The sequence below is a fragment of the Candidatus Cardinium sp. cBcalN2 genome (assembly GCF_022810445.1).
GTDB lineage: Bacteria > Bacteroidota > Bacteroidia > Cytophagales > Amoebophilaceae > Cardinium.
Genome location: NZ_JAACGD010000120.1, coordinates 1 through 25,489, shown reverse-complemented (window position 1 = coordinate 25,489; position 25,489 = coordinate 1). Strand labels below are relative to the sequence as shown.

Genomic DNA, 25,489 nt, shown 5'->3' with positions numbered 1-25,489 from the left:
TGCCACAGTCGTGAACGGAAACACAAATGACACATCAGAATTGTTACAATTATCCCTAGAAGAAACCCTGACAGAAGTTGCTTCAGTATATAAGTTAACCCTTAAAGGACATTTGCTTAAAACAAAGCTTTAGAGCTGAATGGTATCTATTCAAGTCAGTGGCAAATAAGATGTTTTGAACTTACTTTTTTCTTTTTGTGTGTACCTCTGCCATAGGGCTAAATGGAAACGTTTTTCTATTTAGCTGTAAAGGATGATTGCTAATCGCAATTATTTTACAAAGGGTGTTTTTTTGTACGTGTTCCTGCCACCATGTTGCATGGATACAACTGTTTTAATCTTTCTGACTCTGAATATTTTTGATGAATCCCACAATGTCTTGCTTAATACCGATTAATTCATTATCGTTAGCTAGCAGAATTAAAATTTGCAAAAGTTTGTTATAATCTTCCATTAGATTGAGATATTTTTTATTTAATGCTTGTAGTTTATCAAAATAAGGATCTTTTATAACAGCAGAGTCACTGCTCAGCTTATAATTATTTTCTTTAAGCTCGTAATCAGGGGCCTCAGCATTAAACCTATACTTATTTTCATTCTTTTGATCTATACCTGGAAAATCATTAGAAAAATCATAGTGTATAATCCTACCAATAGCTAGAATAAATGAATCTTTTATATCAGCTTCCTTTAGCCGAGTATAAAGGGTATTTCGGGCAATACCTAGCTTATTAGCCAATGCTTTCATTCGAAAGCCGCTCTTTTTAATGGCTTCTTCTACTATTTTTCCTTTGTGTTGTTCCATAACTGCAATATAAATAGCTGCAAGCAAAACAAAAAAATACCGTATCTGTTCACAGCATTGGTAAAATTTTTTTAAAGCTACCTTTAGGTCAAAAATCAAGGCCTGGATAAAAGTTAAGGAACATTCCTTTTCTATGGTAGATAACCCTACCACAGTACTGAATGGGAGTCTATACCTAAAGTAGGTGAATTTAATAGTTAAATAAATAATGATACGTTGAATTCATTTTCCTAGCAATGGATTCACTAAAGTAGGATAATAAAATTGTAATTCTATTCTTAAGATAGTAAGATTTGCTGCTTTAGGGAAAAACTAAAAACTTTTATGGAAACAAACTTTTGTCTTTAGTTTTCTTTTTTTTCATTTTCTAAGAACTCCATAATTTCTTTTTTAACGCCTATTAATTCATTGTTATTGGCTATAGCGGTTAAAATTTTCAACAATGTACGGTAATCCTCCATCAGTCTGACATATTTTCGAATTAATAAGTTATATTCAACAAAATATGGATTTTTATATACATGCTCATAGTATGGTAACTGAGGAAATTCATCAGATGAGCCAGACGGATCAGGCTGATCTGAATAGAAACGCTCAGGCTTATTTTTCACCTTAGCTTTAGCTCGTTCATATACTTCCGGAAAGACTTTAGAGAAATCGTAGTGTATGATATTGCTAACATTTATAATAAACGAATCTTCTAACTGAGCTTCCTTTAATCTAATATAAAGGGTGTTACGGGCAATATTTAACTCCCTAGCTACTGCCTTCATTTGGTAACCCGTTTCTTTAATAGCTGCCTCGACTATTTTTCCTTGATGTTTTTCTGTATGCTCTTCCATGTGCACAATATACATGGCGGCAAGCAACACAAAAAAGTACTATTTTAGATCAAATTTGCCAATATAACTGTCAAGTAATTGCGCATATGTTGTATTAATATTGTTAAGTGTACTTTTATTAAAACCAGTAAATGCACTTTATGACCTTATTGTTGTAGTAGTTTTTCGCTTAATCTTGTTTTTAACTTTTATATAAAAAGCGTACCAATCGGTTGACCATAGTCCTCTGCCTTGCTCGGCCTTTACCAAAAAAAAGCAACAAAAAGGCAATAGCATAAAGTTAGGCAGCCAAGCGCCCATAAAAGTGGAGATGGCACCTGACATAGCGTAATCCCTGCCAAATATAGAAAGAATATACTCTAGCAATATAAAAAAAGAGCTAATGATTACAGATATGCCAAAACCACCTCGTCTAATAATACAACCTAAAGGAGCTGCTAGTAAAAACATAATCACACATCGCATGGCAATTGCACAACGATGCTCCTGCTGATATAAAGCATCATTCAGATCTGCCTGAACTATAGTTTCATCATTTCTCTGATGGATTAAGGCTTTTTTTCTTTTCTTTACATGATACAACGCATCCTGAACAACCCGTTGTAAAGTATAGTCATGCGGTTGGGTAGGGGACTCTATACCTGAATTAATTTTTTTTTCTACAAGCCGATCTCTAAGCAAAATAAAATCAGCCTCTTGATTAGTTGTTTGAAGCGTTGATGCTAATCCCTCGATTGTACCATGATTCAATGATAAGCTCGACGGCGCTATGCCATAGTAATGAATAGCTTCTTGAACCAAGAATTTTTGGCTATTTTTACGATAATCTACTAACCCTTGCGCCCTTTCTTCAATCATTTTTTTTAACTGCGGGCGAGTTCTTGTTCTTGGCTCAAGAGCGTATTTAGCATTTGTTTTACCAAGCTTAAGTGCCTCTAAACTAATCCTTAGTTTTTGACTTGAAAAACCATTTCTATAAAAAGATGGTTTTTGATCATACGTAGCATCATCATGTTTAGCAGGTAAAGGTTCTACATAATTATGTCCATTGGTCAATTCCATGACCAAATAGCCTTCATCTGGAGTAGTGTAGAGCCTACCTTGCTCTGCAGTTATTATAGAAACGGTTCCATACTTTTTAGTATAATCATATACAATAATACCTTCCATAGACTCATTATCAGTTGATTTTTTATCTACTCGAATACTATATCCTGGTATATTGTTACAAAAAATACCTTGTTGAATAAACAAAGCAGATTTTTTTTTCCAGATATCACTTACTAAAGCAAAAATTTTCTGTTTACTATTTGGATAAATGTAATGTTGAAAATAAAAGAGCGTACTGCTTAAAACAAGAATAAAAATAAAAGGCAACTGTAGGGTACGTTGTAAAGATAGGCCTACAGAACGCATGGCTGTTAATTCACAGCTTTCAGAAAAATTACCAAAAACAATAAGAGAGGTCATGAGAATCGCAACAGGAAAAGCATCAGGGACTATATTCAAACATAAGTAAAACAACAACTTTGAGTAAATCCGGATGCCCAATCCTTTACCTGCAATATTACTAAATACTGCGAAAAAAGTTTGTATGACCATTACAAATAATACCAATACAAGTAATAGTATAAAAGTAGTTACAAAAGTACGTAATAGTAGTTTGTCAATTTTTTTAATACCAATATTGCTCATTTTTATAAATTTGTGCCTAAATTTACCCTAAATATAGAAACAATTTAACTACTATACCTATAGAACTTAGTAAAGGTAATCTAGGGCGAGGTAGCTCAGGCGGTTTAGAGCGTCGGATTCATAACCCGAAGGTCAGGGGTTCAACTCCCCTCCTCGCTACATATTTTTACATAGCTATGTTTAACAAGGCATTTCTCTTACTTGGATGCGGCTAGATATTATCACTTGTTGTCCACAGTGGTTTGAGAGTCCACTTAGACATTTTATTTTTCAAAAAGCTATAAAACAGCAATACCTTTCGGTATACATACATAACTTACGTGATTATACCCCCTACAAACATGGTAAAATCGACGATCACCCCTATGGTGGAGCAGCTGGTATGTTATTAATGGCAGAACCAATTGCCAATTGCATCAAAGCACTTCAAAAAGAAAGAGTCTACGATGAAGTTATTTATATGGCCCCAGATGGCCTGCCACTAGAACAAGATCTTGTGAATAAATGTTCCCTTAAGCAGCATTTGATACTATTGTGTGGCCACTATAAAGGAATAGATGAGCGGATACGTGAGCACTTTATTACGCTAGAAATTAGTATTGGGGACTATGTGCTTTCTGGAGGCGAATTGCCTGCACTGGTCTTAGCGGATGCTATGGTTCGGGTTATACCAGGTGTTATATCAGATGCTTCTTCTGCACTAACGGACTCTTTTCAAGATGGATTGGTAGCACCACCTGCTTATACACGACCTTATAATTTTGAGGGTAAAAAGGTTCCAGATGTGTTATGCTCTGGTAATCATAAAGCTATTCAAGCCTGGACGCAACAAGAAACGCTCGCTAGAACTAAAACAAGACGACCCTATCTGCTAGCTACTGATGATGTTAACCATTCTCAATAGGTTTGACCAAACATGGTTTCTTATACTAAACCAGTTGCATCATCCAGTTATGGATATTATTTTTTTATTGGTAACTAATTCTTTTTTTTGGACTCCCCTATATATCTGGCTCATATTTTTTATTAAAAAAAGATTGGGTTGGGATGCTGTGCTACTTTTTATCTTCACGATTGTTATTTCAGATCAATCCTCTGCTACATGGCTCAAACCATTTTTTGCAAAATACCGACCTTGCTATGTGATGCCGATTACAGAGATCCATCTGTTAGGTAGCTATAAAGGCATATATGGTTTTCCATCATCTCACGCGAGCAATACATATGCTTTTGCAATGCTTTTTTGGCGAACGTTTAAAACGCTGTATCCCTTCAGCTGGTTATTCTTTATATGGGCTACTATTGTTTCGTATGGTCGAATATATGGTGGGGTGCACTATCCATCAGATATTTTATTTGGTGCGATAGTTGGTTGCTCTATAGGATGGTGGGTGCATCGGTTTTATGAAACAAGGAATAAAAGCTGTAACGATAAAAGCTAACTAGTGGTGTCCTGAGGCTCATAAGACTTATATAGCGTTTAAAGCATAGCTCTTTTAGGGCATTTATCCACTACTGTGGCAGCAGTACACTAAAAATGTCTCTTGTAAAATAGTTACGCTTGGAGCAGATACCCCTCTAGCTATTTATAAACATATCTTTTGTAGGTTTCTTTTATAAAATCTTTTACTTTTTGTTCATCAACTGGCTTTGAGTCTACTATCAGTCCGTTTCCTTGATCAGCGTTATAAATTGGACAGTCAAATATTTTTGAGATATCCTCTATGTCTTCTTTAAGTTCATCCAATAATGGGTTTTGTTGTAAGCGCTTGATTGCTTCTTCAAACTTATATGATTCTAAGACTAACTTGAGTATATCTAACACTCCGTTAATGGGTTGATTGCATACATCCACACCAAAATATCTGTTTAATAACATTTTTTTTGTATTCATTAAATCTGTATCTACTTGATCAGCAGTTTTTAAAAACTTTACAGACACCTCTAAAATTGCCCTTACAGAGGCCAATAACTGTTTTAAGGTCAAAGGTCTATGGCTGCGGCCAAAGCGAGAGCTGCAAGATTGGTCAAGTGCGTTAGAGATAAACGCTCTAAATGTTTCTAGCTGCCGAGATGCTAATACTATTACTGCAAGCTTTGACTGGTTATAGTAAATTAACCAATATAACAAAGGTAAATATTCAGCATCTTTTGCATTAACATCACCTAGATCATGCTCTAAAAAATATTTCAGTATAGCTGAATGTGCTTTAGTCCAAGTATCTAAATGATCTACAACTAGATAATGTAAAGGAGGATAACCAAACGAGTCCTTTTTGCTTAGCTTCTTGAGTTTGGCTGAATGGTTCGTTATGAACCTAGCCAATATCAGTTGCAGTGCCTCTAGATTTTTATTAATAACTATCCAATGGAGCAAGTTTCTATCGAATTTATCTCGTATAAAAAGATTAAAATGAGGATTATCTAAAAAATGCTCCAATATAGATAAATAGTTTTTTCCTCGAGCCGGTTGTTGCTTATCTAAAACATTATTAGTATTTAAACACCAATATACAGGAGGGACTCCCCAACTATCATTTTGTTTCAGTACACGCTTGATGCAGTTTACTGACTTATACTGGAATACCCTTTCAACACCATGTGCATCACAATGGATAACGGCCCAATGAAGCTCGTTACCACGATAGCGAGATGATGTTTTAGAAGGGCAAACGCTAGCTTGCTTATTATGCTTAGATGACCTGTTTTCAGCCTCTTGCGCACGCTTACGAACAGCAACTACAAAGGGCACTTTACTACAAGTAACGATAGATATTAAAATTATACCATATAATATATATTGCAATCTATCTTGTACTAAACCTAGCAGATTCATAACCATTTCGTATTTAGGATCAATAGCCTTATATAGCTGTCTTAAATCTATATAGAAAAAACTCTGTTAGTTGCTTTGTAATAAAAAATGTTATTATATAAATATAAATTGAGTTTTGCAAGTATTTTTTAATGTTTTTAACAAATAGTTTTTAAAAACAAATTTATAATCAATAATAGACTTCTTGGAAAACCAGCTCCTAATTAGATATACGTGAAACTTTAAACATTAGCTCGATGTGCAAATTAGCAACAGAAGTAGGGTTTGACAAGAAGGCTATTGTTCACATAAATATTTAGAAATTAAAGACTGCCTTTTGGAAAAGAGGCCATGCGGCATCTTTTGCTGAAATAATTTGGGGTTTACCATAATCTTCCCAAGGAATATTTAATGTAGGATCTTGAAAATGAATACCTTGTTCTGCATTTGGGCAATGGTATGCATCGCACTTATAAGTCACTATAGCTTGGTTACTTAACGCTATAAAGCCATGGGCAAAACCCTTAGGAATAAAAAGTTGATGTTGATTTTTTGAAGAAAGTAAAAATCCTTGCCATTTACCAAATGTATCCATTCCCTTACGCAAATCTACTACCACATCCCATATAACGCCATCTACCACACGAACCAATTTGGATTGTGCATAAGGAATCAGCTGGTAATGAAGGCCACGAACCGTTCCTTTTTTAGATAAAGATTGATTTTCTTGTATAAAACAAAGATCCAAGCCCATTGCTTTATATTTTTCTTTATGGTAGGTTTCAAAAAAATAACCTCTGCTATCATAATGTATAGTAGGTCTAAGCAACACAAGACCTACAAGATAGGGTTCGTCTAGCTGCATGACTTTGGTTAATAAGAAGAAATTATCGTACATAACGATACCCCAGTACAACCCCTAACCCATTCATACCTATTACAAATCCAGATTTTGCTCTAAACTCAAGTCCAAAATCCCAAACGATATCCCAATAGCGCTGCTTTTTATGAAGAAGTTGGTTTTGACCTGGATAAGGATGATAATGAGGATGAACATTAAGATTAAAAATACAACGATATATTTGCAATAGGCCATCTTCAGCTATATTAGTTATATCATCAAGGGTGGTGCTACTATCAGGATCGAGATTTTTAGCTCTATCCAAGGCTTCAAATAATATTTTTTTAATATTAGACGTATCAATATAGACAGGACAAAATTCTTTTATAGCTAGATTAGACAAGGTCAATAGGAAACGAGGGCCTCCATAACATACCAACCTGAGACTTTTTTCTGGATACAGCTCAAAAAACAGGGGGATATTTATTGCATGAAATGCTATATGCTCTAAACCACCATGGGCTATATAGCCTTCACCTTTGGCAGATAAAGCATTAATTGCATTTAGAACACGTGTGCCAAACGAGGACAAACTTGTATCCAAAAATCTTTTACGGTCAAGCGAAAAACATACTGTAAAAAAGGCATTATAACTATAAAGCAATCCTATTTGAATACCTATTCCATTTAAAGGATGCCATTCCATAACAGGACCAATAGCTATTTCACCACCAAGGGCCCAACGGTTCTGAATAACTTTTTTATCTACTTTTGCCCAAGCTTTTATACCAAAAGGCAAGAAAAACTCGGCTTGTTTACCAAAAAAATCATTTTTTTGTACGGATTGTTCCACTGGAGTAGTGGAAGGCATTATGGGAGAAGCCGAATGATGAGTTACAAAAAATGTGCATAATGCAACAAGCATCACAGAAATTTGTATTTTCGTCACCATTAAATTGTTTTTTTAGCTGACAACTACAGCACAAGTTATGCAAAGCAACAAACTTCAATTAAATGAAGCTTTTGAGCAATCACCATTTCCTCTTTCCAAGCAAAATAAAACTTTTTACAAAAATAAAAGCGTATATCTTCGCAAGATTGGTAAAAAAGTTTTTAATCCCACTTTTTGCTTGATCAAAAAATGGACAAAAAATCAAGTCCCCTGTAAAAAGTTCTGGCAAACAACTATTTTACTGAAGGCATTTTTTGTGTAGCTACACTATAATACTGAATGGATACAACAAAGCTTTTTAATTACTAATTATCGGCCGGCATAGCCAGTACCTGTTTAGTAAACAGGTGCGTAAAATCATAGCCTATTTGAGTACCTAACCCATTCATACCTATTATAAACCCAGATTTGAATGTGTAATCAAATCCAAAGTCAAAGGTTAAATAAGATGGAAGTGCAATCTCATTAAGCGACTTGTTAGATGCTTTATGCTTTAATTTACCATCAATAAATTTTAGAAACTGATCCCAAAAGTTACTATTCTGATCAAGAATCAAATCCTGGCAGCAAATTTGTTCTACTTTAGATATAGGTATCATCAAACGAGGTCCCCCATGTAATGCAAATTGCCGACCGCTGCCTGGATACCAGCGAATAGATAACGGAATACTAATCGCGTAAAATGTAACTTTATCTACGTCTAGCAATACTGTGGATTTAGTTTTTGTAGGTCGCCTATGAACAAGAGACCAACCACTAATTACCTCCCTTTTCCAGGCATAATAACCTACTGTATACAAATCGTTGTAACCACAGATCAAGCCACTTTGCATGGATATTTTATCAGACAGTTTCAAACCTACAAAAATATCAATAGCTAATTCTACACCACTAGCAGTACGGTGTACAAGAACTTGAAAACAATTTTTAGTAAGTATTTTTACACCAATAGACCACGAAAGATTCTGTTTACCACTCACTACCTGGTCAGAATCGAGTACTGTAGCGAAGGCTGATGCATAGCTTAGCAAGCTGGCTGATAATGCCATTACACCTATAATTTTTTGTAGGGTATTTTTCATGTTACTTTTTAGATAGTACTTAAAATGATTTAATCACATAGCACAATGACTTGAGGCTAAACAGCTAAGTTATAAAAGCAACAAGCTTAATATATGAATAGTTGATGCTAAAAATAACCCAATTTTAAGCTATCCTTACCAAACAAAAAAATTATTCGTTCCACAAATCTACTTGTGTAATTTTACTTCTAGAAAGTAGAGTGCCCTTAGCCTTAGTAGTTTTAACAGCCACTTTTTCTAAATCATACATAATTGATCGTTTATCTTTATTAGTCGTATCCACCAAATAGTGCAACTGTAATTTGGGTGCTACAAAAGAAGTAACTATTTTTAAGACGCAATTATTTGATTCTGAAAAGAATATGTTATATTTCTTATGCAAAACCCGTACATCTACCACAAAGCGCTTTACAAAATAGTTTCGCACTACACTGTTGTAATAGACCACTGAAAGCACATGTGAAGCTTTTAATCGCTCTATAAGCAAAACCCGATCCGGGATTAGTCGAAAAGGCAACGGATAGGTGGTTACAAGGTACTCACCTTCTTTAAAGACTACCAATATTTTATCTGTTGGGTCAAAAAGACCTAATAATTGCCCTTTGCCCTTAGGGGCTATGCTACCAGTAGCAGGATCGTACCAAAGCTCCACGGCAGCTAGGGTAGAAAAACCCTGTGTTTTTGGTTGAACCTTATAAATAGCATGCTTAGTTAAGATATTACCTTTGGCAGCACGTCCTCTTATAGCTAAATCAGCAAAGTTAAATTCAAACTTTCTTTTAGCTGTTCTACTAATAGGAGAGAGTAAAACGGTAACGATTTCAGCAGCTCCATTGGGATGTGAACTTAAATAGACTACTCTAGAACCCGGTGTACCTAAGGTGAGATCATAGGTTTTATCACGTGTCATACTTATAATCTGAAACCGTTTGGCAAAGGCTATACCGGTGGCACCATCCACATAAATTAGATTATAGCAGCGTCTTGTATCTTTTTTATCATAAACAGAAACGTGCATAATATCTTTCCCTACAAAAAGTTTATCTGCTATTTTAGTAATAACATATTGGCCATCTTTACCTATTACGATCACATCATCTATATCTGAACAAAGTTCAACAAATTCTTCTCCTTTAAGGCCATAACCTATAAAACCTTGTTTACGATTTACATAGAGCTTATACTCCTTTGCCGTTACATCATGTGGCTCAATAGTATCAAAGCTAGTTAAGGTTGTCTTTCTTTCTCGACCTTTTCCATATTTTTCAAGCAAACGACTATACCAGGCTATGGTATAGTCTTTCAAGTTCTGTAAATGATGTATGGTAGTAGCTAAGTTGGTTTGGAGCTGGGTCAATGTCTCCTGCGCACGTAAACTATCGTATTGTGAGATGCGTTTAATTTTAATCTCGGTTAAACGAATCAAATCTGCTTCTACAATCGGCCGATAAAAATCATAAGGCTTTAGATGGTCTGCTATGGTCATGAGTAAATCTGCCCAGGTTTGACAATCCTCTATCTGCCTATAGATACGGTTTTGAATAAAAATTTTTTCTAAACTAGCAAAAAATATTTTTTCTTTTAATGTCTGCTCTTCTAAAAGCAATTCCTGTTCCAATAAAGCAGTGGTACGGTCTACCGTATAGGCTAGGAGCTCATGAACGGTTACAAAAACAGGTTTGTCATCCTGAATCACACAAGCATTAGGTGCATAACTTACCTCACAATCTGTGAACAGATACAGTGCGTCTATAACGGTTTCTGCTAATTGACCAGGAAGCAGGTTAATCAGGATTTCAATATCTTCTGCCGTGTTGTCCACTACATGTTTAATTTTTATTTTACCTTTTTCATGTGCTTTTAGAATAGATTCAATTAAACTAGTAGTCGTTGTTCCGTAAGGGATTTGGGTGATCACCAATGTTTGCTGATCTCGGACTAGTATAAGGGCACGCACCCGGACTTTTCCTCCCCTTTTTCCTGATTGGTAATGAGTACAATCTGCTAAACCACCTGTTGCAAAATCTGGAAAAAGGTCAATGGCATTACCCTTAAGCAAATCTATGGAGGCCTGTATCAATTCTATAAAATTATGGGGCAAAATTTTAGTAGCTAGTCCTACCGCAATCCCCTCTACGCCTTGGGCCAACAATAGGGGAAATTTAACCGGAAGGTTACGAGGCTCTTTTTTTCTGCCATCATAAGCTAGCTGCCAGGTTGTAATCTGTGGGCTGTACAAAATTTCTTTGCCGAAGGGCGCAAGACGGGCTTCTATATAACGAGCTGCAGCTGCACTATCTCCAGTTCGTACATCTCCCCAATTTCCTTGTGTATCTATTAATAATTCTTTTTGCCCTATGGCTACAATGGCTTCTGTAATGGATGCATCGCCATGGGGATGGTATTGCATGGTTTGACCTACAATATTGGCTACTTTATTATAACGACCATCATCAATTAGCTGCATGGCATGGAGAATCCGACGCTGCACAGGTTTGAGACCATCTTCTATAGCAGGTACGGCTCGCTCCAAAATTACATAAGAAGCATATGCTAAAAACCACTGCTCATACATGGCTTCCATAGTCCCTATGGAAGCCACGGTATTATCTAGGTTATTAGTGTCTTGTTCTAAGTCGGATCTTTCGTTCATAATCTTCAAGAAGAAATCATATTACCTACCCGACTAACTATCCTATAACGTTTTGCGCAGCTTCTTTCAAAAGTGCTATAGCCTTCTCTTGCCCTTCAAATCCTTTTACTTTAACCCATTTTCCACTATCCAAGTCTTTATAGTGGCTAAAAAAGTGTAGAATGCGACCCTTTAAAAGGGTGCTTAATTGCTCAATATGGTCAATATGTGCAAACTCAGGTGCTACTTTTTTAGTAGGCAAGGCAATAATTTTTTCATCAAAACCAGATTCATCCTCCATCAACAATACGCCAATAGGTCTAGCTTTAATGACTGCACCAGGTATAATAGGATAAGTAGCTACTACTAAAACATCAATTGGGTCTCCATCGTTAGAACGAGTATGGGGTACAAATCCATAGTTACAAGGATAATACATAGGGCTTGACATAAACCTGTCCACAAATAAAGTACCAGACGACTTATCCATTTCATACTTTACAGGATCATGATGCATCGGGATTTCAATGATGACATGCAAGTCATTTGGAAAATCATCTCCTGATGATATTTTTTCTATGTTCATTCCGTTTAAGATTTAATTAAATAACCAGTAATATAGTCTATATTAGATGAATCATGTAATTTAGATAGAAAACCATAGGTTGCTATACTAATATAGAAAAACCTTAAACGTATATGGTAGCAATTTCCACAACAATACATCAAACTAAATCACTTATTGGCGCCCATACTTCTACTCAAGGGGGGCTTGAGAAAGCGTTACTGCATGGCGCTACAATAGGTGCTACTACCATACAGTTTTTTACGAGCAACCAACGCCAATGGGCCAGTAGACCATTAAACAAAGCAGAGCTGATTAGCTGGCATGATACGCTGGAGGCTACCTCTATGCAACAGGTTATGAGCCATGCTAGCTACCTAATCAATCTGGGTTCCAACCAACAAGCCTTATTAACGAAAAGCCGCAGTGCCTTTATAGAAGAAATAGAACGTTGTTTAGCTTTAAAGGTCAGTTATTTAAACTTTCACCCAGGTGCTGCAACGGGTGATCATGCCACTGCTTGTTTAGACAGAATCGTGCAAAGCTTATGGGCACTTGAACCACTTTTTCAAAAAGAGAACTCTTTACGCTTGCTTATAGAAACTACTGCAGGCCAAGGCTCTACGGTTGGCCATTCATTTGAACAGTTAGCCTATATGATCCAAAAAGTCAAAGAGGTAGTGCCTATTGGGGTTTGCATGGATACTTGCCATGTTTTTGCAGCAGGGTATGCTATTCGTACACTTGCCGAATGGGAAGATACATTGGCTAAATTTGAGTCAATCATCGGCCTAAACCATCTCTATGCACTACATGTCAATGACTCCATGACACCACTTGGTTCAAGAAAAGATCGACACGCTAACTTAGGGGATGGAGAAATAGGCATGGCTTGCTTTAAGGCGATGATGCAACACCCCAAACTTAAACTCATCCCTAAATATTTAGAAACACCTAATGGTGACACTATGTGGATAAAAGAAATCAAACTTTTGCAAAGTTTTTAGGATCTATTCACCATTATAGTCATGCTTCAAAAGTACAAAAACATATCTGTTTTTATCAATTAATTAAGTAAAAAAAGCATACCACTACCTTTTTATCAACTCAACGACTACTTCCACTAGCTTATTCTGGGCACCAGCATGTAATGCGGTAAAAGGTTCCATTTGCTTAACTAGCTCTAATTGTTGCGCCTCATCATTGAATAATTCTACTACCTTAGGAATAAGTAAAAAAGGACATTCCTGATCTGTAATCTGTATAACTGCCCCTTGGGCAACTAGTGGTAAACTATTTTTCGTTTGATGATCTCCTACAACATTGGATGATGGAACCAAAATAGCAGGTTTTTTTCTTACACAAAGCTCTGCTATGGATAGCGCTCCAGCTCTGGCAACAACAATATCAGCTGCTACATAAGCCATTTCCATATTAGTTAAATAGGGATAACATTTTATATAACGATAATCTTTCATAGCCTGTTTAATAGGCTCAAAATAACGCTCACCCGTTATCCATATAACTTGGATATCTAAGTTACTCAATTGTTCTTTCCATTCTAAAATAGTACTATTCAATACGCTTGCACCTCCACTTCCACCTACTACTAGTAAACATTTTTTATCTTGAAAAGCAGAAAAATTAAAATACTCAAGCGCATCCATGCGGTCTTCTTGAAAAGTACAGAGGGATGCACGTACAGGGTTACCGGTAAATATTACTTTTTCTTTTGGACAAGGAAAAATAACCTTTGGATAACCTGTACAAATCTTGTTAACCCATCTAGAAAGCAATTGGTTGGTTAATCCAGCAACGCTATTTTGTTCTTGAATAAGCGTAGGAACTTTTTGAATAGAAGCTACAAACAAGGTAGGAAAAGAGGCATAACTTCCTGTTCCAATAACTACATCAGGCTTAAATGATTTAATAATAGATCTTGCTTGATATAAGCTTTTTAAAAGAAGAAAAGGCAACAACAGGTTTTTAATAATTTTATTTCTTTGAAAGCCTCTTATGCTAATTCTCATAATAGGGTAACCAGCAGCAACTACTAGACCTACTTCTTTACCTCCTTTTGCGCCTACAAACAGGAAGGTCGCATTTGGAAATTGTTTTTTAATCCCATCGGCAATAGCTATCGCAGGATAAATATGCCCCCCAGTACCTCCACAACCTATCAAAACACGCATAAATATTATAATGGATTAGCCCCTAGAACAGTCTCTTTTTTCATGTCTACTGTTCCACTAGGCCCAGTGACTGTATACCTGGTTAAATCCTTTGTAGCGCGTAATAAACTCCCTTTTAACACATGCTCCTTATCTGCTATTACAACAGGGGTTTCTGTAAATATTACTTCTTGGTTCATATCATAACACAAATGCTCCGTGTTGATTTTGAATTGTTGCTGCGGCTTAGTAAGCAAAACATTTCCGGCTATCACACAAAGGTTTTTTTCTTTATTGTAAGAAAGCCTATTGGCTTGAATATGAATAGGACCTTCGCCTTTATCAGATTTACTATTTAATATAATGATTTCTATTTCACCTGTCAACGTTATATTTCCACTTTCATATTGACGCATCTCATATGCCCTAATGCTTATACGTAACTTACCAGAATTTGTCCCCAAGAGCTCAAATTGAGTAGTTTCTAATAGAGGAACCTCTTCCGGTAAATCATTTTCAGCATATACTGGAGCAGACCAGCTAATTATAGCAAATAAAAATAGAAATAGAAATAGAAGGCCATTAAAACTGCAGATAAAGTTTAAAAAGATATTTTTCTTGATCATTATAAGCCAAAAAAGTATGTAAAGGCCATCAATAGGTACATAGGCAGACCTTATTTCTCCTTATGACAAGTAGGACTACCCAAGTCAATAGCTAGATAACTAGTAGCGCCCTTATTAGGTTCTATAACCTGTATCAAAACAGGTTCTGTTGTACGTCGAATGATTTCAGCTAATTCCACTATACCTGCAACAGGTTTCTTATCAAACGCAACTAAGATATAACCTTTTTTAAGGCCAGCAGCTTGAAATTTTCCTTTGGTAACTTCCTCAACCAAAACACCACCAGAAAGCTTAAATTTAGCTTTTGTTTTTGGATCAAGATTTTGAAAAACAGCACCTTCTACTTTCAGTTTATTACCTTGTTCTACAATTTGCAACGCATCAGGTGCTTTTTCCAACAATACATTGACCATTTTTTCTTTACCCTTGCGATATAAGGTAATAGTTAACTTATCTCCCGGTTGAGAACAAGCGACTATTTCTTGTAAATCCGAATAATTATTAACTTTTCGCCCATTTATTTGGGTAATAACATCTTCTTTTTGCAATAGCTTTGCACAAGGGCTATGCTCTTGAATGCCACGAATATAGACCCCACTAACTACTTTTAAGCCTAATTTTTCAGCTAACGTAGCGTCTACATCATCAATGATTACGCCTAATAAGGCACGTTGTACGGCACCATATTGGATAAAATCATCAGCTACCTTTTTTACTAAAGAAGCAGGTATAGCAAACCCGTATCCCATAAAGGAGGCAGATCTTGAAGCATAAATAGCCGTATTGATGCCAATTAATTCCCCATATAAATTGACCAATGCGCCTCCACTATTACCTTCATTGATAACTGCATCAGTTTGGATAAAAGATTGAATATCTAACTTTCCGTTACCACACCCCCCTAAGCGTCTAGATTTAGCGCTTACAATCCCTTGCGTGACTGTAGAATTTAAATTAAAGGGGTTACCAACAGCCAACACCCATTCTCCCACCTCTAACTTATCAGAATTACCTAGCACTAGGGCAGGAAGGCCAGATGCGTCAATTTTTAAAAGTGCTAAGTCAGTACGAGGATCAGTACCAACCAATTTTGCTTCATAAGACCTATTATTATTCAAGGTTACTTTTATTTTATCTGCCCCCTCAATCACATGGTTGTTGGTAACAATATATCCATTACTTTTGTAAATAACACCAGAACCAGCAGATGCTTGGGCAGGCCTCTGATACTCTTTGGGTATCACTAGTCTCTCTCCAAAAAATTCTTGAAAAAATTGCTCTAAAGGTGTAATATGCCGTTTAAGCAATTTAGGATCTTGAGAGGCGTGTATATGCACTACAGCTGGTGTAGCTACTCTAGCTGCATAGGTAAAATCGGGCAGTTTGGTTAACAGAGGTTTATCTTCTGATACTAATGGAGTCTTCTCGAGTGGTTGATGCTGTTCTACAGAAGGAAGCCGAACCTGTTGGGTAGCTACTGTAGCAAGCATTGGTTTTTGTTTTTCACCTAGTATATAAGGCAAACGGAAACATGACCACACACCAAATAGAGCCAATACAATTATACTAAATAGGTTTTTTTCTACAGATTGCTTCTTAAATTGTTCATACATAGCGATTTTATTTTTGTAATTTTACAATTGTTTGCTGCTGCTTAATTCGCCCAAAGCTTAAAACTCTATGCACAAAATGCTATAGAAGTGCATATTATGCTAAAAACGAACATATAAGTACACTAACAAAAATCTAAAATATTTTTGACCTATACAAATATGCAGCAACCATTATGTATCTACAATAGTTTAACCAGACAAAAAGAACTATTTAAACCCCTTAGACCGCCTTTTGTGGGTATCTATCTATGTGGTCCTACCGTTTATGGAAAAGCACATCTGGGTCATGCACGTGCTGCCATTACCTTTGATATACTCTTCCGCTATCTACAACACTTAGATTACAAAGTTCGTTATGTACGTAATATTACTGATGTAGGCCATCTGGAAAGAGATTTAGATGAAGGCAAGGACAAAATAGCACAACAAGCCAAGCTAGAGGAGGTAAGTCCTATGGAGGTAGCGCAACGCTACACCAATAACTATCGAAAAAATATGGAACAGCTTAATCTATTACCTCCTAGCATTGAGCCTTGTGCAAGCGGACACATTCCCGAACAAATTACCATGATAGAAAAGATCATTCAAAATGGGTTAGCCTATATAATCGATGGATCTGTCTATTTTGATGTAGCTAAATACAATCAAATGCACCATTATGGCAAACTTTCAGGTAGAATGATAGAAGCAACCCGGTCAGGCATGCGTTCATTAGTCAAACAAACAGATAAAAGAGATCCCGTAGATTTTGCCTTATGGAAAAAGGCAACACCGATGCATATTATGCGTTGGGCTTCTCCCTGGGGGGAGGGTTTTCCTGGATGGCACATTGAATGCTCTGCTATGTCTGCAAAATATTTAGGCAATCAGTTTGACATTCACGGAGGCGGCATGGATTTGCGCTTTCCACACCATGAATGCGAAATAGCGCAAGCACAAGCTAGCTTAAACACCGATTTGGCTACCTATTGGATCCATAATAATTTAGTTACAATTAATGGAGTGAAAATGGGTAAATCATTGGGTAACTTTATTACACTAGACGAGCTTTTTACAGGAAGCCACTCAGCCATAGACCAGCCTTATAGCCCTATGGTATTACGCTTTTTTATGCTACAGGCCCATTACAGAAGCACACTTTCTATTACAGTAGAGGGCTTACAAGCAGCTTATCAAGGCTATCGCAGGTTAATGAATGGTTGGTATCTATTGACTCAGCTCGACCAAGAAGCCGTAGAAAACACTCATACAAATGGTAGGTTAGATGAGGCCATTTATGCAGATTGTGCTGCTTGCTATAGCGCTATAAACGATGATTTCAATACAGCAAAGGTTTTAGCAAATTTATTTAATTTGCTAAAAAAAATAAATGGATGGCATAATGGGACATTGAGTTACGCAGCTATCTCAAAAGCCGCATGGAATGCATTACGCAAGACTTATACTACTTTTCTTATAGACCTACTAGGGTTCAAAGAAGACCATAACTCTTCTATTCATCCTATGCTAGAGATAGTGTTAATGACTTACCAAAAGGCTAAATCAGCAAAACAGTATAATCAAATTGACTTTATACGTACTACGCTTCATAAAATAGGAATTGCTATAAAAGATCATCCAAATGGCATACGTTGGGAATATCAATAGAGTGCTTTTTTCAAGCAACCTCTGCGATACTTTGTGGTGTATTCGTTTTTTGATTGGATGGTTGAGATAGTACTCTTTTAGCAAATTCCTTAATCTTTTCAAATGCACGAGGATGCTCAAGTATATTGTGGAATTTTTTCTCAGGTGGTAATAGTAAAACTTCATCATGAAGCGCATCTAGTACTACAAATCGTTCGAAATTTTTATTTTCTCGTGCAATATTATCCGCATGCTGACTGTAAAGAGGCACTACCATATCATGTGCTTTATTTGCTCTATTATACGGTTCACCCACTATAAACATGGTCCATACGTTACGTAAATTTTTAAAATCATAGTTGCTTTTTTTGCTTAGAAAAACCCTAAAGTCACTTTGGGCCCCTCCTATAGCTAGAATAGGAACTAATAGCTTAGGAAGCTTCTCTGCAACTTCACATAAAAATTTGCTCTGTGGCTTTAAATCTATTATTCCACTGCATTTACTTACTTTTTGGTAATCTTTGATTATCTTTTGCAAAGTGGTATTCATAAAATCAATATTTTTTTCATAGTCCATGGAGAACTTCTGTATATCTCTCCAAACAAAAGGAGTTTGGCAATATTCTGACAATAATGCTTGATCTGCATTAGTAACAGGAGCGCCTTCCCATGGCGTAGCTAGGGTAATGATTCCTTTTACATTTAATAGATCATTGTATGCATCATACATTTTATAAGCACGAAGGCCACCTTGACTATGCCCTATTAGTAGGATAGGCCTATTACATACATCAGGTATTTTTTCTAGCAGTTCCTTGAAGGTGCTATTGGCTTGTTCTTTTATGGAAAGCACCACAGTATTATGGTTTTCAACACTAGTCAAAGCAACAACAAGCGCATCAGGAAAAGCCTGTTCAAGATTTTCTTTTAGGCTATTAAAACAGGAGCTTTTTGAGTTTAAGCCATGCAAAAGAGCAATTACGGGGTTACCCTTATCTTGTTTTAGATTCAAATTTGAATTTGAATCTGTTAAAGTGCCTTCACTTAGTCTAGCACAATGAAAACCAGTAATAGAAAGAAAAATAGTTAGATAAATAACAATATTAAAATAAAACATTTATTTATAGTGCATTTAGCGTTTTTATTTAGATTTAATTAGACCTATATGCCCAATAGGCTGACTGCAAATTATTTACACTAAATATATGGAATACCCATTTAGCTCTACTAGTTCTACGCAGCAGAAAGTGCTTTATACTTATTTGAAAGATAATCTTTATAAGGTTCTATAGATATCGGACAACCGGTAATACGCTTCATACTTTCTTGCGCATTATACATTCTACCAAATCGATGAATCTTTTGGCGCAACCAGTCATTTATAAAGGCAAACGATCCATTAGTTACTTTCACCTGCCAGTCTGGAAAAGATTTAGCAAAGGCAGCAAAATATTGGGCTGCATAAATATTACCTAATGCATAAGTTGGAAAGTAACCAAAATAACCTGAAGACCAATGAATATCTTGTAAACACCCTTCTGAGTCATTTTTAGGTGTAATACCTAAAAGTTTTTGCATAGCGGCATTCCAAATCTCTGGAATATCTGTTACATGAATCGTTCCTTCTATTAACTGTTTTTCTATTTCAAATCTAAGAATAATATGCAACGAATAGGTTACTTCATCTGCATAAATACGAATAGGCGAGGCTTGTACATGGTTAATATGTCGGTAAAAATTAGCAAGTGGTAGTGACTTAAAATGAGGAAATTGTTTTTGAAAAAAAGGGTAAATATAAGACCAAAAAGGCAAAGACTTGCCAATCATCACTTCCCACCATCTGGATTGACTTTCATGTAATCCCATAGAGGCAGCCTGACCAGCAGGTGTAGCCCATTCCCCTTTAGGAAGTCCTAACTCATAAAGTCCATGGCCACCTTCGTGTAAAACAGCAAAAATATGTGCCAACAAACCACCATTAAAACTAGTGGTTAATCTTACATCAGAAGGATGTATTCCAGAACAAAAAGGATGAACAGAGCAATCTAACCTACTATGTTCACCCCCAAAGCCCATCGCCTGTAAGAGCAAATAACCAAACTCCATTTGTGCTGCTTGTGGAAAAGAATACTTAAAATAGCTCTCATAAGGGCTATCTTTTCCATTAGTTCTTCTTACAAGAGAAGATAAAAAATCAGACAAATCAGCAAAAAGCATGGATAAGGTAGAAGTGTTTACACCAGGTTCATATAAGTCGATAAGGGCATCATAAGGACTATCTAGATAGCCTAACAGATTGGCTTTTTCTTTATTAAGGGTTACAATCTTCTCAAGCCAGGGGCTAAATAAAGAAAAATTGGCAGCTTGTCGAGCTTTTTTCCATATTTCTGTTGCAGTGGTAGTAGTGGCATAGTAGGCCTTAATAAAATCTTGAGGTAGTTTGTTGTTTTTTTTAAAATCTCTACACCATTGCCTAAGGTTGGATTGTTGCATTAAGGATAACCCTTGCAATTTAACTGTTTCCGTATCGATATCGATCATTTCGGCTAATGTATCACGATACATACTACTAGTTGCTTCTGTATGTGCTAGGCTAGCCATGTAAGCAAGTTGTTTAGCACGAATATCAATTGCACCAGCAGGCATATAAGTTTGTTGATCCCATGACAAAAGCGCCTCCACTTGATGGAGCAAGCGAATGTGGCTAAATTTTTCTACAAAACTTTTGTACAGTGACATAGCGAACTGTTTATAAGTATTGATTGAGCGTCTATGAAAAGACCAAACAAAAAAATTAAAAAAGGTTCTTTACGCTATCTTTATCCTATTTTATTCCAATATCCAGCTACAGCAAGTAATCTAGTATATTCTCTATAAATTGGCAAGTTAACGGGATGCTGAAAATCCGGATCTTGTTCAATGATCGCCTTAGCTACATCACGCGCTACTTCTAAAATAGCAGCATCTTTTGACAGATCAGCTATTTTTAAATTTAAGGCACCACTTTGCTGCAATCCCATTAGATCCCCTGGACCACGGAGTTTAAGATCCAACTCCGCTATTTCAAACCCATTACTTGTTTTAACCATGGTTTCGATTCTTTCCTTACTTGTTTTGTTTAAACGATAATCGGTCATTAAAATACAATAGGATTGTTCACTACCACGGCCCACCCTTCCACGCAACTGGTGCAATTGAGATAATCCAAATCGCTCCGCACTTTCTATAACCATCACTGTTGCGTTAGGTATATTAACACCTACTTCTATAACCGTTGTAGTAACTAGAATACGCGTTTCATTTTTTTCAAAACGCTTCATCTCTATATCCTTAGCTACGCTATCCATTTTGCCATGTATCATTCCAATAGGAATATCCGGAAAAGCCCTAGTAATAGATTCATAACCAGCCATTAGATTATTATAATCCAATGAAGCAGAGGCTTCAATAAGGGGATAGACAATATATATTTGTCTACCCAATAAAAGTTGTTCTCTTATAAATTGAAAGACTTTTAAGCGAAAGTTTTCATAAAAGTGTTGTGTCTTAACAGGTTGTCTACCTGATGGTAATTCATAAATAGTAGAAAGATCCAAGTCACCATAAAAAGTCATAGCTAAAGTTCTTGGAATAGGAGTAGCGGTCATAATGAGTATGTGGGGTGCATAAATTTGATTTTTCTTTAAAAGACCAGCACGCTGTGCGACACCAAAACGGTGCTGTTCATCTATTACAAAAAAACCTAACTCATGAAACGAAACGTCATCGCTTAGCAAGGCATGTGTGCCCACTATAATGTGTAGTATGCCTACTTTAAGTCGATATAAAATATGTTCTCTTTCTTTCTTTTTAGTACTCCCTGTAAGTAAAGCAATATGCAGGTTCAACTGCTGGCTAAAAAGATAAAAACGTTCAAAATGCTGCTTGGCCAAAATTTCAGTAGGAGCCATAATCGCCACTTGTGCCCCATTACCTATTGCCATGAGCATGGCAAGAAAAGCAACAATTGTTTTACCACTTCCTACATCACCTTGTAGAAGCCTATTCATCTGCTTGCCAGAACTTAAATCCCGATATATTGCTCTGATAGTCTCCTTTTGACCATTGGTCAAGCTAAAAGGTAAATGGTTATGATAAAATAGGTTGAATAATGATAAATCATTAAAGATTTTACCTTTTTCTTTTTCTGAACGTACCTGCCTTACTTTAAGCAATTTTAACTGAATAAAAAACAACTCCTCAAACTTAAGTCTCCTTTGAGCTTGTTTTAATAGGGTTTGGTTAGTAGGGAAATGGATATGTATAAAAGCTTCTACTGAAGATGGAAGTCGATAACGTGTCAATAGATAACCTGGTAAAGTTTCTTCTATAACTCCATTGAGTTGAATTAACAACTTTTTTTGTAAAAAAGCAATTTTTTTATTACCCAGTTGATTTATTTTTAGCTTTTCTGTGCTATGATATAAAGGCAACAAGTTGCTTGTTTTATATGATTTATCGATTACCGAATTTATTTCCGGATGAATAATTTGTTTTTGGCCATTTGGTAAAAAAATGGGCTTACCCCAAACATAGTAAAGTACATTAGCCTTTATTTTCTTCATAATCCAGGAAATACTATGAAACCATATAAGGTTTAACTGTCCTGTATTATCTTCAAATAGTGCTACCAATCTTTTTTTTCCCTTATCGAGTTTTTGCAGTTTTCTAATGTAACCTTGTAATTGTACACTTGCAGGGGTAGGGGTTAATGATGCAATAGTAGATTGGGTACTTCGATCTTCATACCGAAATGGATAATGCTTCAAAAGATCTTCATAAGTGTGTATACCCAGTTCATCCTTAAGTAATTGTCCTTTATCTAATCCTGCAAGGAGTGTTATATCTCTGGAAAAAAAATTATCCATAATTAAGAAAGGTTCAAGGTAGGATAAACGTTTTATGATTAGACTGAGCAAGCTCAGCAGCAAGGTTACTTATCCACACTTATCTAAGAGTTATTATAAGTAATTTGATATAAATCAAAAAATTTATTCTTATTAAGCTGTGGATTTGTGTAAAAGTATAATTTCTAAAATAAGATTGTGAATAATCGTAGTTAGTAGATTGGACTTATCCACCAACCGATTGGGATCAGAAATGGGTATTTATTTTCTTCAATCATCAACTTTATATGACCTGAATATAGTTGATTAAAAGCTAATTATATGTAAAATACTTGTAAAAGTAATGTAGTTTTTGCTTAAATATACCGTTTCATCAATTTTTTACTCTCTAGTAGATTGACCTTTTAGCTATAGAGTAAGAAGAAAAATTGTTAATAAAAAGTATGTAACTATATTCTTAATAACTTTGTTTGTATCATCATTTTACATGTTCACTTAATCATTTTTAAGTTATCTACCTTACTAAGGTAATTGGTAATGTAGATAAATGTAAATAAATGGATAGATTTTTGTGGAAAGCTTACTTATGTGTAGTTGATAAGTCTTATCTATTTGGCCCAGTTTATCTAAAAAGAGCTTATTGAAAAGCATAGAGGCTTTGCGCATTGCTCGTTATAATTATTAGGCGTACTGGATAAAGGCTTACAGTAGAGGGGATGACCGATACCACTGCTGGCATGCGTCACTCCGCTATCACAGGTTAGTTGACTATCATAGCTATCATGGCTATCATCACTTTTTGGACTAAGAGATATTCTTACATCATCAAACATTAGTTGGCTATCAAGGTCTAGTATATTATTACACAAAATTAACCAATTCGTAATTTTCTGGCATGTATAATGGTGTTCTAAATTCTGTCCGTAGGGAAAGTTTTGGTGAAAAGATTTGTAGGCGCCTAGAACTAGATTTCGGTATTGAGTACGTAACAAATTATATTGGTTACGAAAGGTAACTGATTTCCATAAAGTTTTAAATCCAAGTAACATATCCCTTAAATCAGTTATTGCTCGCCTCTGACGCTTAGAGGCTAATCTTCTCGAACGGCATAGACGTTCGCATAAGTTTAAAGCTTTATTAAACATCTGATCCATAGAAAAAATAGTTACTCCTTGGCTATTTTTTAGACATAGGCTAGCACCATACTTCAGTAAGTATCCAACTATAACAGGTTCATTTCTTCCGAAAGCCAAATGTAAAGCGGTTTTTCCTGAACTATCTTTTATGTTTGGATCAGCTCCAAGCTCTAGTAGGCATTGAACTTGTTGATAGTTAGCGTTTTCAATGGCAAAATGTAGGGCCGTATGATATTTACCAGGAGCATATTCAACTTGTTGGTCTAAAAAACAACTTTTTATATCCAGAGGCAGAAGCTTTATATGCGAAAGCAAAGAAGTATCATCATTAAGCCAAGGCTCTATATCAACTAGATGACGTACCAAGCAAAGTATCATTGCTATTGAATTAGATCTAGGACGTAATAGTGCTTTATAAAGCAAACTATAATTGCCTTCTTCTAAAGGCCTACAAATAATTTGGCGTATTTGGGAAAGGTCTGATTGATATATTTGGCATATACTTGATAGTACTGTATTGACTACGTTTATGGGAGCGCGTTCGACTGCTAATGATAAGGCCTTCTTAAAAGCAACTGTTGAAATGATATGATCATGCGTAAGCGATTTGAATTTTTTTAATGAATCTGATTGAAGTGTTTGGGCATGACTTGAAAGCTTGTTTAATAAAATTGCTATTTTACTAAGTGTTTGGCCAGACGGATCCTCAGGTATGGTAGTAAAGTTTTCTTTCAATGGTGTTAGTGAGCTTAGTAAATGTACCAATATATTGGATAAAGAGCTAGCAGCTTGTTGTTGCTCTTCGCTTTGTGAAAGCATTATATGAATTTCACATTCAACTATACATTCAAATTTCTGGATGCTACACTCATTAAGATGTTGAATATACCTGGCATAAATTTTCTCAGGATCAGTGCCAGAAAAAGATTGACTAAATTGGTTAGTTTCAGACTTTGATTCAACAGATTGCTTAACATCATGTTTAACAGTTATTTGGTTACAGCCAGCAGTGCATAGCAAAAGCATTACAAAGCCTATTACTACTAAGTTGGAATGGCTAGTGAAGAATTTATTATGTTGCATGCAAACCGATATTAAATAGAAATAAATGAATCACAAATTTATAATAAACAATAAAAATAATTTAAACAAGCATTTTTATATTTTTTTATAATCTTTTAGTTATTTGTAGTAGTTGATAT

General features: G+C 35.7%; 20 protein-coding genes and 1 tRNA gene. 5 read left to right on the top strand and 16 right to left on the bottom strand.

Features of this window, described 5'->3' with window-relative positions; translation table 11 throughout:
- Positions 1-334: 334 nt before the first annotated feature.
- From MUW74_RS03740 to MUW74_RS03730, 3 genes are all read right to left on the bottom strand, one after another.
- Positions 335-958, bottom strand: a complete 624-nt coding sequence (locus MUW74_RS03740; RefSeq protein WP_243553077.1) for a helix-turn-helix domain-containing protein — start codon at positions 956-958, stop codon at positions 335-337.
- A 191-nt stretch (positions 959-1,149) separates the two neighbouring features.
- Positions 1,150-1,647, bottom strand: coding sequence for a helix-turn-helix domain-containing protein (locus MUW74_RS03735; protein ID WP_243518515.1), 498 nt, complete (start codon positions 1,645-1,647; stop codon positions 1,150-1,152).
- Between the two features lie 138 nt (positions 1,648-1,785).
- Positions 1,786-3,342, bottom strand: coding sequence for an LptF/LptG family permease (locus MUW74_RS03730; protein WP_243518518.1), 1,557 nt, complete (start codon positions 3,340-3,342; stop codon positions 1,786-1,788).
- A gap of 84 nt (positions 3,343-3,426) precedes the next feature.
- Here MUW74_RS03730 and MUW74_RS03725 point away from each other — a divergent pair.
- The 3 genes from MUW74_RS03725 to MUW74_RS03715 all read left to right on the top strand — a co-directional run bounded on the left by MUW74_RS03725 (position 3,427) and on the right by MUW74_RS03715 (position 4,784).
- Positions 3,427-3,501, top strand: a tRNA-Met gene (locus tag MUW74_RS03725).
- A 46-nt stretch (positions 3,502-3,547) separates the two neighbouring features.
- The gene (trmD, locus tag MUW74_RS03720) at positions 3,548-4,246 is read left to right on the top strand and encodes a tRNA (guanosine(37)-N1)-methyltransferase TrmD (RefSeq protein WP_243518520.1); all 699 of its coding nucleotides are present in this window, start codon (positions 3,548-3,550) and stop codon (positions 4,244-4,246) included.
- Positions 4,227-4,784: a phosphatase PAP2 family protein gene (locus MUW74_RS03715; RefSeq protein WP_243518524.1), complete on the top strand. Its 558-nt coding sequence runs from the start codon at positions 4,227-4,229 to the stop codon at positions 4,782-4,784. The genes trmD and MUW74_RS03715 overlap by 20 nt, the downstream gene beginning before the upstream one ends.
- 140 nt (positions 4,785-4,924) lie before the next feature.
- On the opposite strand, the gene MUW74_RS03710 is transcribed toward MUW74_RS03715, so the two are convergent.
- From MUW74_RS03710 to ppa, 6 genes are all read right to left on the bottom strand, one after another.
- Complete coding sequence (locus MUW74_RS03710) at positions 4,925-6,148, bottom strand: hypothetical protein (protein WP_243553076.1); 1,224 nt, start codon at positions 6,146-6,148, stop codon at positions 4,925-4,927.
- Positions 6,149-6,473: 325 nt separating this feature from the next.
- A complete protein-coding gene (gene rfbC / locus MUW74_RS03705) occupies positions 6,474-7,055 on the bottom strand; it encodes a dTDP-4-dehydrorhamnose 3,5-epimerase (RefSeq protein ID WP_243518530.1) in 582 nt (193 codons plus the stop codon).
- A complete protein-coding gene (locus MUW74_RS03700) occupies positions 7,045-7,923 on the bottom strand; it encodes a hypothetical protein (protein WP_243553075.1) in 879 nt (292 codons plus the stop codon). Before MUW74_RS03700 ends, rfbC begins: the two co-directional genes overlap by 11 nt.
- A 332-nt stretch (positions 7,924-8,255) precedes the next feature.
- On the bottom strand, positions 8,256-9,032 hold the full coding sequence (locus MUW74_RS03695) for a hypothetical protein (protein WP_243518541.1): 777 nt from the start codon (positions 9,030-9,032) through the stop codon (positions 8,256-8,258).
- Between the two features lie 151 nt (positions 9,033-9,183).
- Complete coding sequence (locus tag MUW74_RS03690) at positions 9,184-11,685, bottom strand: DNA gyrase/topoisomerase IV subunit A (protein ID WP_243518544.1); 2,502 nt, start codon at positions 11,683-11,685, stop codon at positions 9,184-9,186.
- A gap of 37 nt (positions 11,686-11,722) precedes the next feature.
- Positions 11,723-12,250, bottom strand: a complete 528-nt coding sequence (gene ppa / locus MUW74_RS03685) for an inorganic diphosphatase (protein WP_243518547.1) — start codon at positions 12,248-12,250, stop codon at positions 11,723-11,725.
- A 113-nt stretch (positions 12,251-12,363) separates the two neighbouring features.
- Between ppa and MUW74_RS03680 the strand changes: the two genes are divergently transcribed.
- Positions 12,364-13,236 carry a deoxyribonuclease IV gene (locus MUW74_RS03680; protein ID WP_243518550.1) on the top strand — a complete coding sequence of 291 codons (873 nt, stop codon included), beginning with the start codon at positions 12,364-12,366 and terminating at the stop codon, positions 13,234-13,236.
- 84 nt (positions 13,237-13,320) lie between these two features.
- Here the strand turns inward: MUW74_RS03680 and murG are convergent, their stop codons facing one another.
- Genes murG through MUW74_RS03665 form a run of 3 tightly spaced genes read right to left on the bottom strand, consistent with a single transcriptional unit; the run spans position 13,321 to position 16,639 of the window.
- Positions 13,321-14,421, bottom strand: a complete 1,101-nt coding sequence (murG, locus tag MUW74_RS03675) for an undecaprenyldiphospho-muramoylpentapeptide beta-N-acetylglucosaminyltransferase (protein ID WP_243518553.1) — start codon at positions 14,419-14,421, stop codon at positions 13,321-13,323.
- Between the two features lie 5 nt (positions 14,422-14,426).
- A complete protein-coding gene (gene lptC, locus MUW74_RS03670) occupies positions 14,427-15,026 on the bottom strand; it encodes an LPS export ABC transporter periplasmic protein LptC (protein ID WP_243518557.1) in 600 nt (199 codons plus the stop codon).
- 50 nt (positions 15,027-15,076) lie between these two features.
- Positions 15,077-16,639, bottom strand: a complete 1,563-nt coding sequence (locus MUW74_RS03665; RefSeq protein ID WP_243518560.1) for a Do family serine endopeptidase — start codon at positions 16,637-16,639, stop codon at positions 15,077-15,079.
- A gap of 159 nt (positions 16,640-16,798) precedes the next feature.
- Here MUW74_RS03665 and cysS point away from each other — a divergent pair, with 159 nt between their 5' ends.
- A complete protein-coding gene (gene cysS, locus MUW74_RS03660; RefSeq protein WP_243518563.1) occupies positions 16,799-18,286 on the top strand; it encodes a cysteine--tRNA ligase in 1,488 nt (495 codons plus the stop codon).
- 10 nt (positions 18,287-18,296) lie between these two features.
- Here cysS and MUW74_RS03655 read toward each other — a convergent pair whose 3' ends face one another.
- The 4 genes from MUW74_RS03655 to MUW74_RS03640 form a co-directional block, all read right to left on the bottom strand.
- Positions 18,297-19,382 (bottom strand): alpha/beta hydrolase, encoded by a 1,086-nt coding sequence (locus MUW74_RS03655; RefSeq protein ID WP_243553074.1) that lies wholly within the window; start codon positions 19,380-19,382, stop codon positions 18,297-18,299.
- Between the two features lie 116 nt (positions 19,383-19,498).
- Positions 19,499-21,004: a carboxypeptidase M32 gene (locus MUW74_RS03650; protein WP_243518569.1), complete on the bottom strand. Its 1,506-nt coding sequence runs from the start codon at positions 21,002-21,004 to the stop codon at positions 19,499-19,501.
- Positions 21,005-21,084: 80 nt separating this feature from the next.
- On the bottom strand, positions 21,085-23,172 hold the full coding sequence (recG, locus tag MUW74_RS03645; protein WP_243518571.1) for an ATP-dependent DNA helicase RecG: 2,088 nt from the start codon (positions 23,170-23,172) through the stop codon (positions 21,085-21,087).
- A 605-nt stretch (positions 23,173-23,777) separates the two neighbouring features.
- Complete coding sequence (locus MUW74_RS03640; RefSeq protein ID WP_243518574.1) at positions 23,778-25,370, bottom strand: ankyrin repeat domain-containing protein; 1,593 nt, start codon at positions 25,368-25,370, stop codon at positions 23,778-23,780.
- Positions 25,371-25,489: the final 119 nt, after the last annotated feature.

Excerpts from the sequence above, each read along its gene's own strand:
- MUW74_RS03735 (WP_243518515.1), bottom strand. The coding sequence starts at position 1,647 with ATGGAAGAGCATACAGAAAAACATCAAGGAAAAATAGTCGAGGCAGCT.
- MUW74_RS03730 (WP_243518518.1), bottom strand. The coding sequence starts at position 3,342 with ATGAGCAATATTGGTATTAAAAAAATTGACAAACTACTATTACGTACT.
- trmD (WP_243518520.1), top strand. The coding sequence starts at position 3,548 with ATGCGGCTAGATATTATCACTTGTTGTCCACAGTGGTTTGAGAGTCCA.
- MUW74_RS03715 (WP_243518524.1), top strand. The coding sequence starts at position 4,227 with ATGTTAACCATTCTCAATAGGTTTGACCAAACATGGTTTCTTATACTA.
- rfbC (WP_243518530.1), bottom strand. The coding sequence starts at position 7,055 with ATGTACGATAATTTCTTCTTATTAACCAAAGTCATGCAGCTAGACGAA.
- MUW74_RS03700 (WP_243553075.1), bottom strand. The coding sequence starts at position 7,923 with ATGCTTGTTGCATTATGCACATTTTTTGTAACTCATCATTCGGCTTCT.
- MUW74_RS03695 (WP_243518541.1), bottom strand. The coding sequence starts at position 9,032 with ATGAAAAATACCCTACAAAAAATTATAGGTGTAATGGCATTATCAGCC.
- MUW74_RS03690 (WP_243518544.1), bottom strand. The coding sequence starts at position 11,685 with ATGAACGAAAGATCCGACTTAGAACAAGACACTAATAACCTAGATAAT.
- ppa (WP_243518547.1), bottom strand. The coding sequence starts at position 12,250 with ATGAACATAGAAAAAATATCATCAGGAGATGATTTTCCAAATGACTTG.
- MUW74_RS03680 (WP_243518550.1), top strand. The coding sequence starts at position 12,364 with ATGGTAGCAATTTCCACAACAATACATCAAACTAAATCACTTATTGGC.
- murG (WP_243518553.1), bottom strand. The coding sequence starts at position 14,421 with ATGCGTGTTTTGATAGGTTGTGGAGGTACTGGGGGGCATATTTATCCT.
- lptC (WP_243518557.1), bottom strand. The coding sequence starts at position 15,026 with ATGATCAAGAAAAATATCTTTTTAAACTTTATCTGCAGTTTTAATGGC.
- MUW74_RS03665 (WP_243518560.1), bottom strand. The coding sequence starts at position 16,639 with ATGTATGAACAATTTAAGAAGCAATCTGTAGAAAAAAACCTATTTAGT.
- cysS (WP_243518563.1), top strand. The coding sequence starts at position 16,799 with ATGCAGCAACCATTATGTATCTACAATAGTTTAACCAGACAAAAAGAA.
- MUW74_RS03655 (WP_243553074.1), bottom strand. The coding sequence starts at position 19,382 with ATGTTTTATTTTAATATTGTTATTTATCTAACTATTTTTCTTTCTATT.
- MUW74_RS03650 (WP_243518569.1), bottom strand. The coding sequence starts at position 21,004 with ATGTCACTGTACAAAAGTTTTGTAGAAAAATTTAGCCACATTCGCTTG.
- recG (WP_243518571.1), bottom strand. The coding sequence starts at position 23,172 with ATGGATAATTTTTTTTCCAGAGATATAACACTCCTTGCAGGATTAGAT.
- MUW74_RS03640 (WP_243518574.1), bottom strand. The coding sequence starts at position 25,370 with ATGCAACATAATAAATTCTTCACTAGCCATTCCAACTTAGTAGTAATA.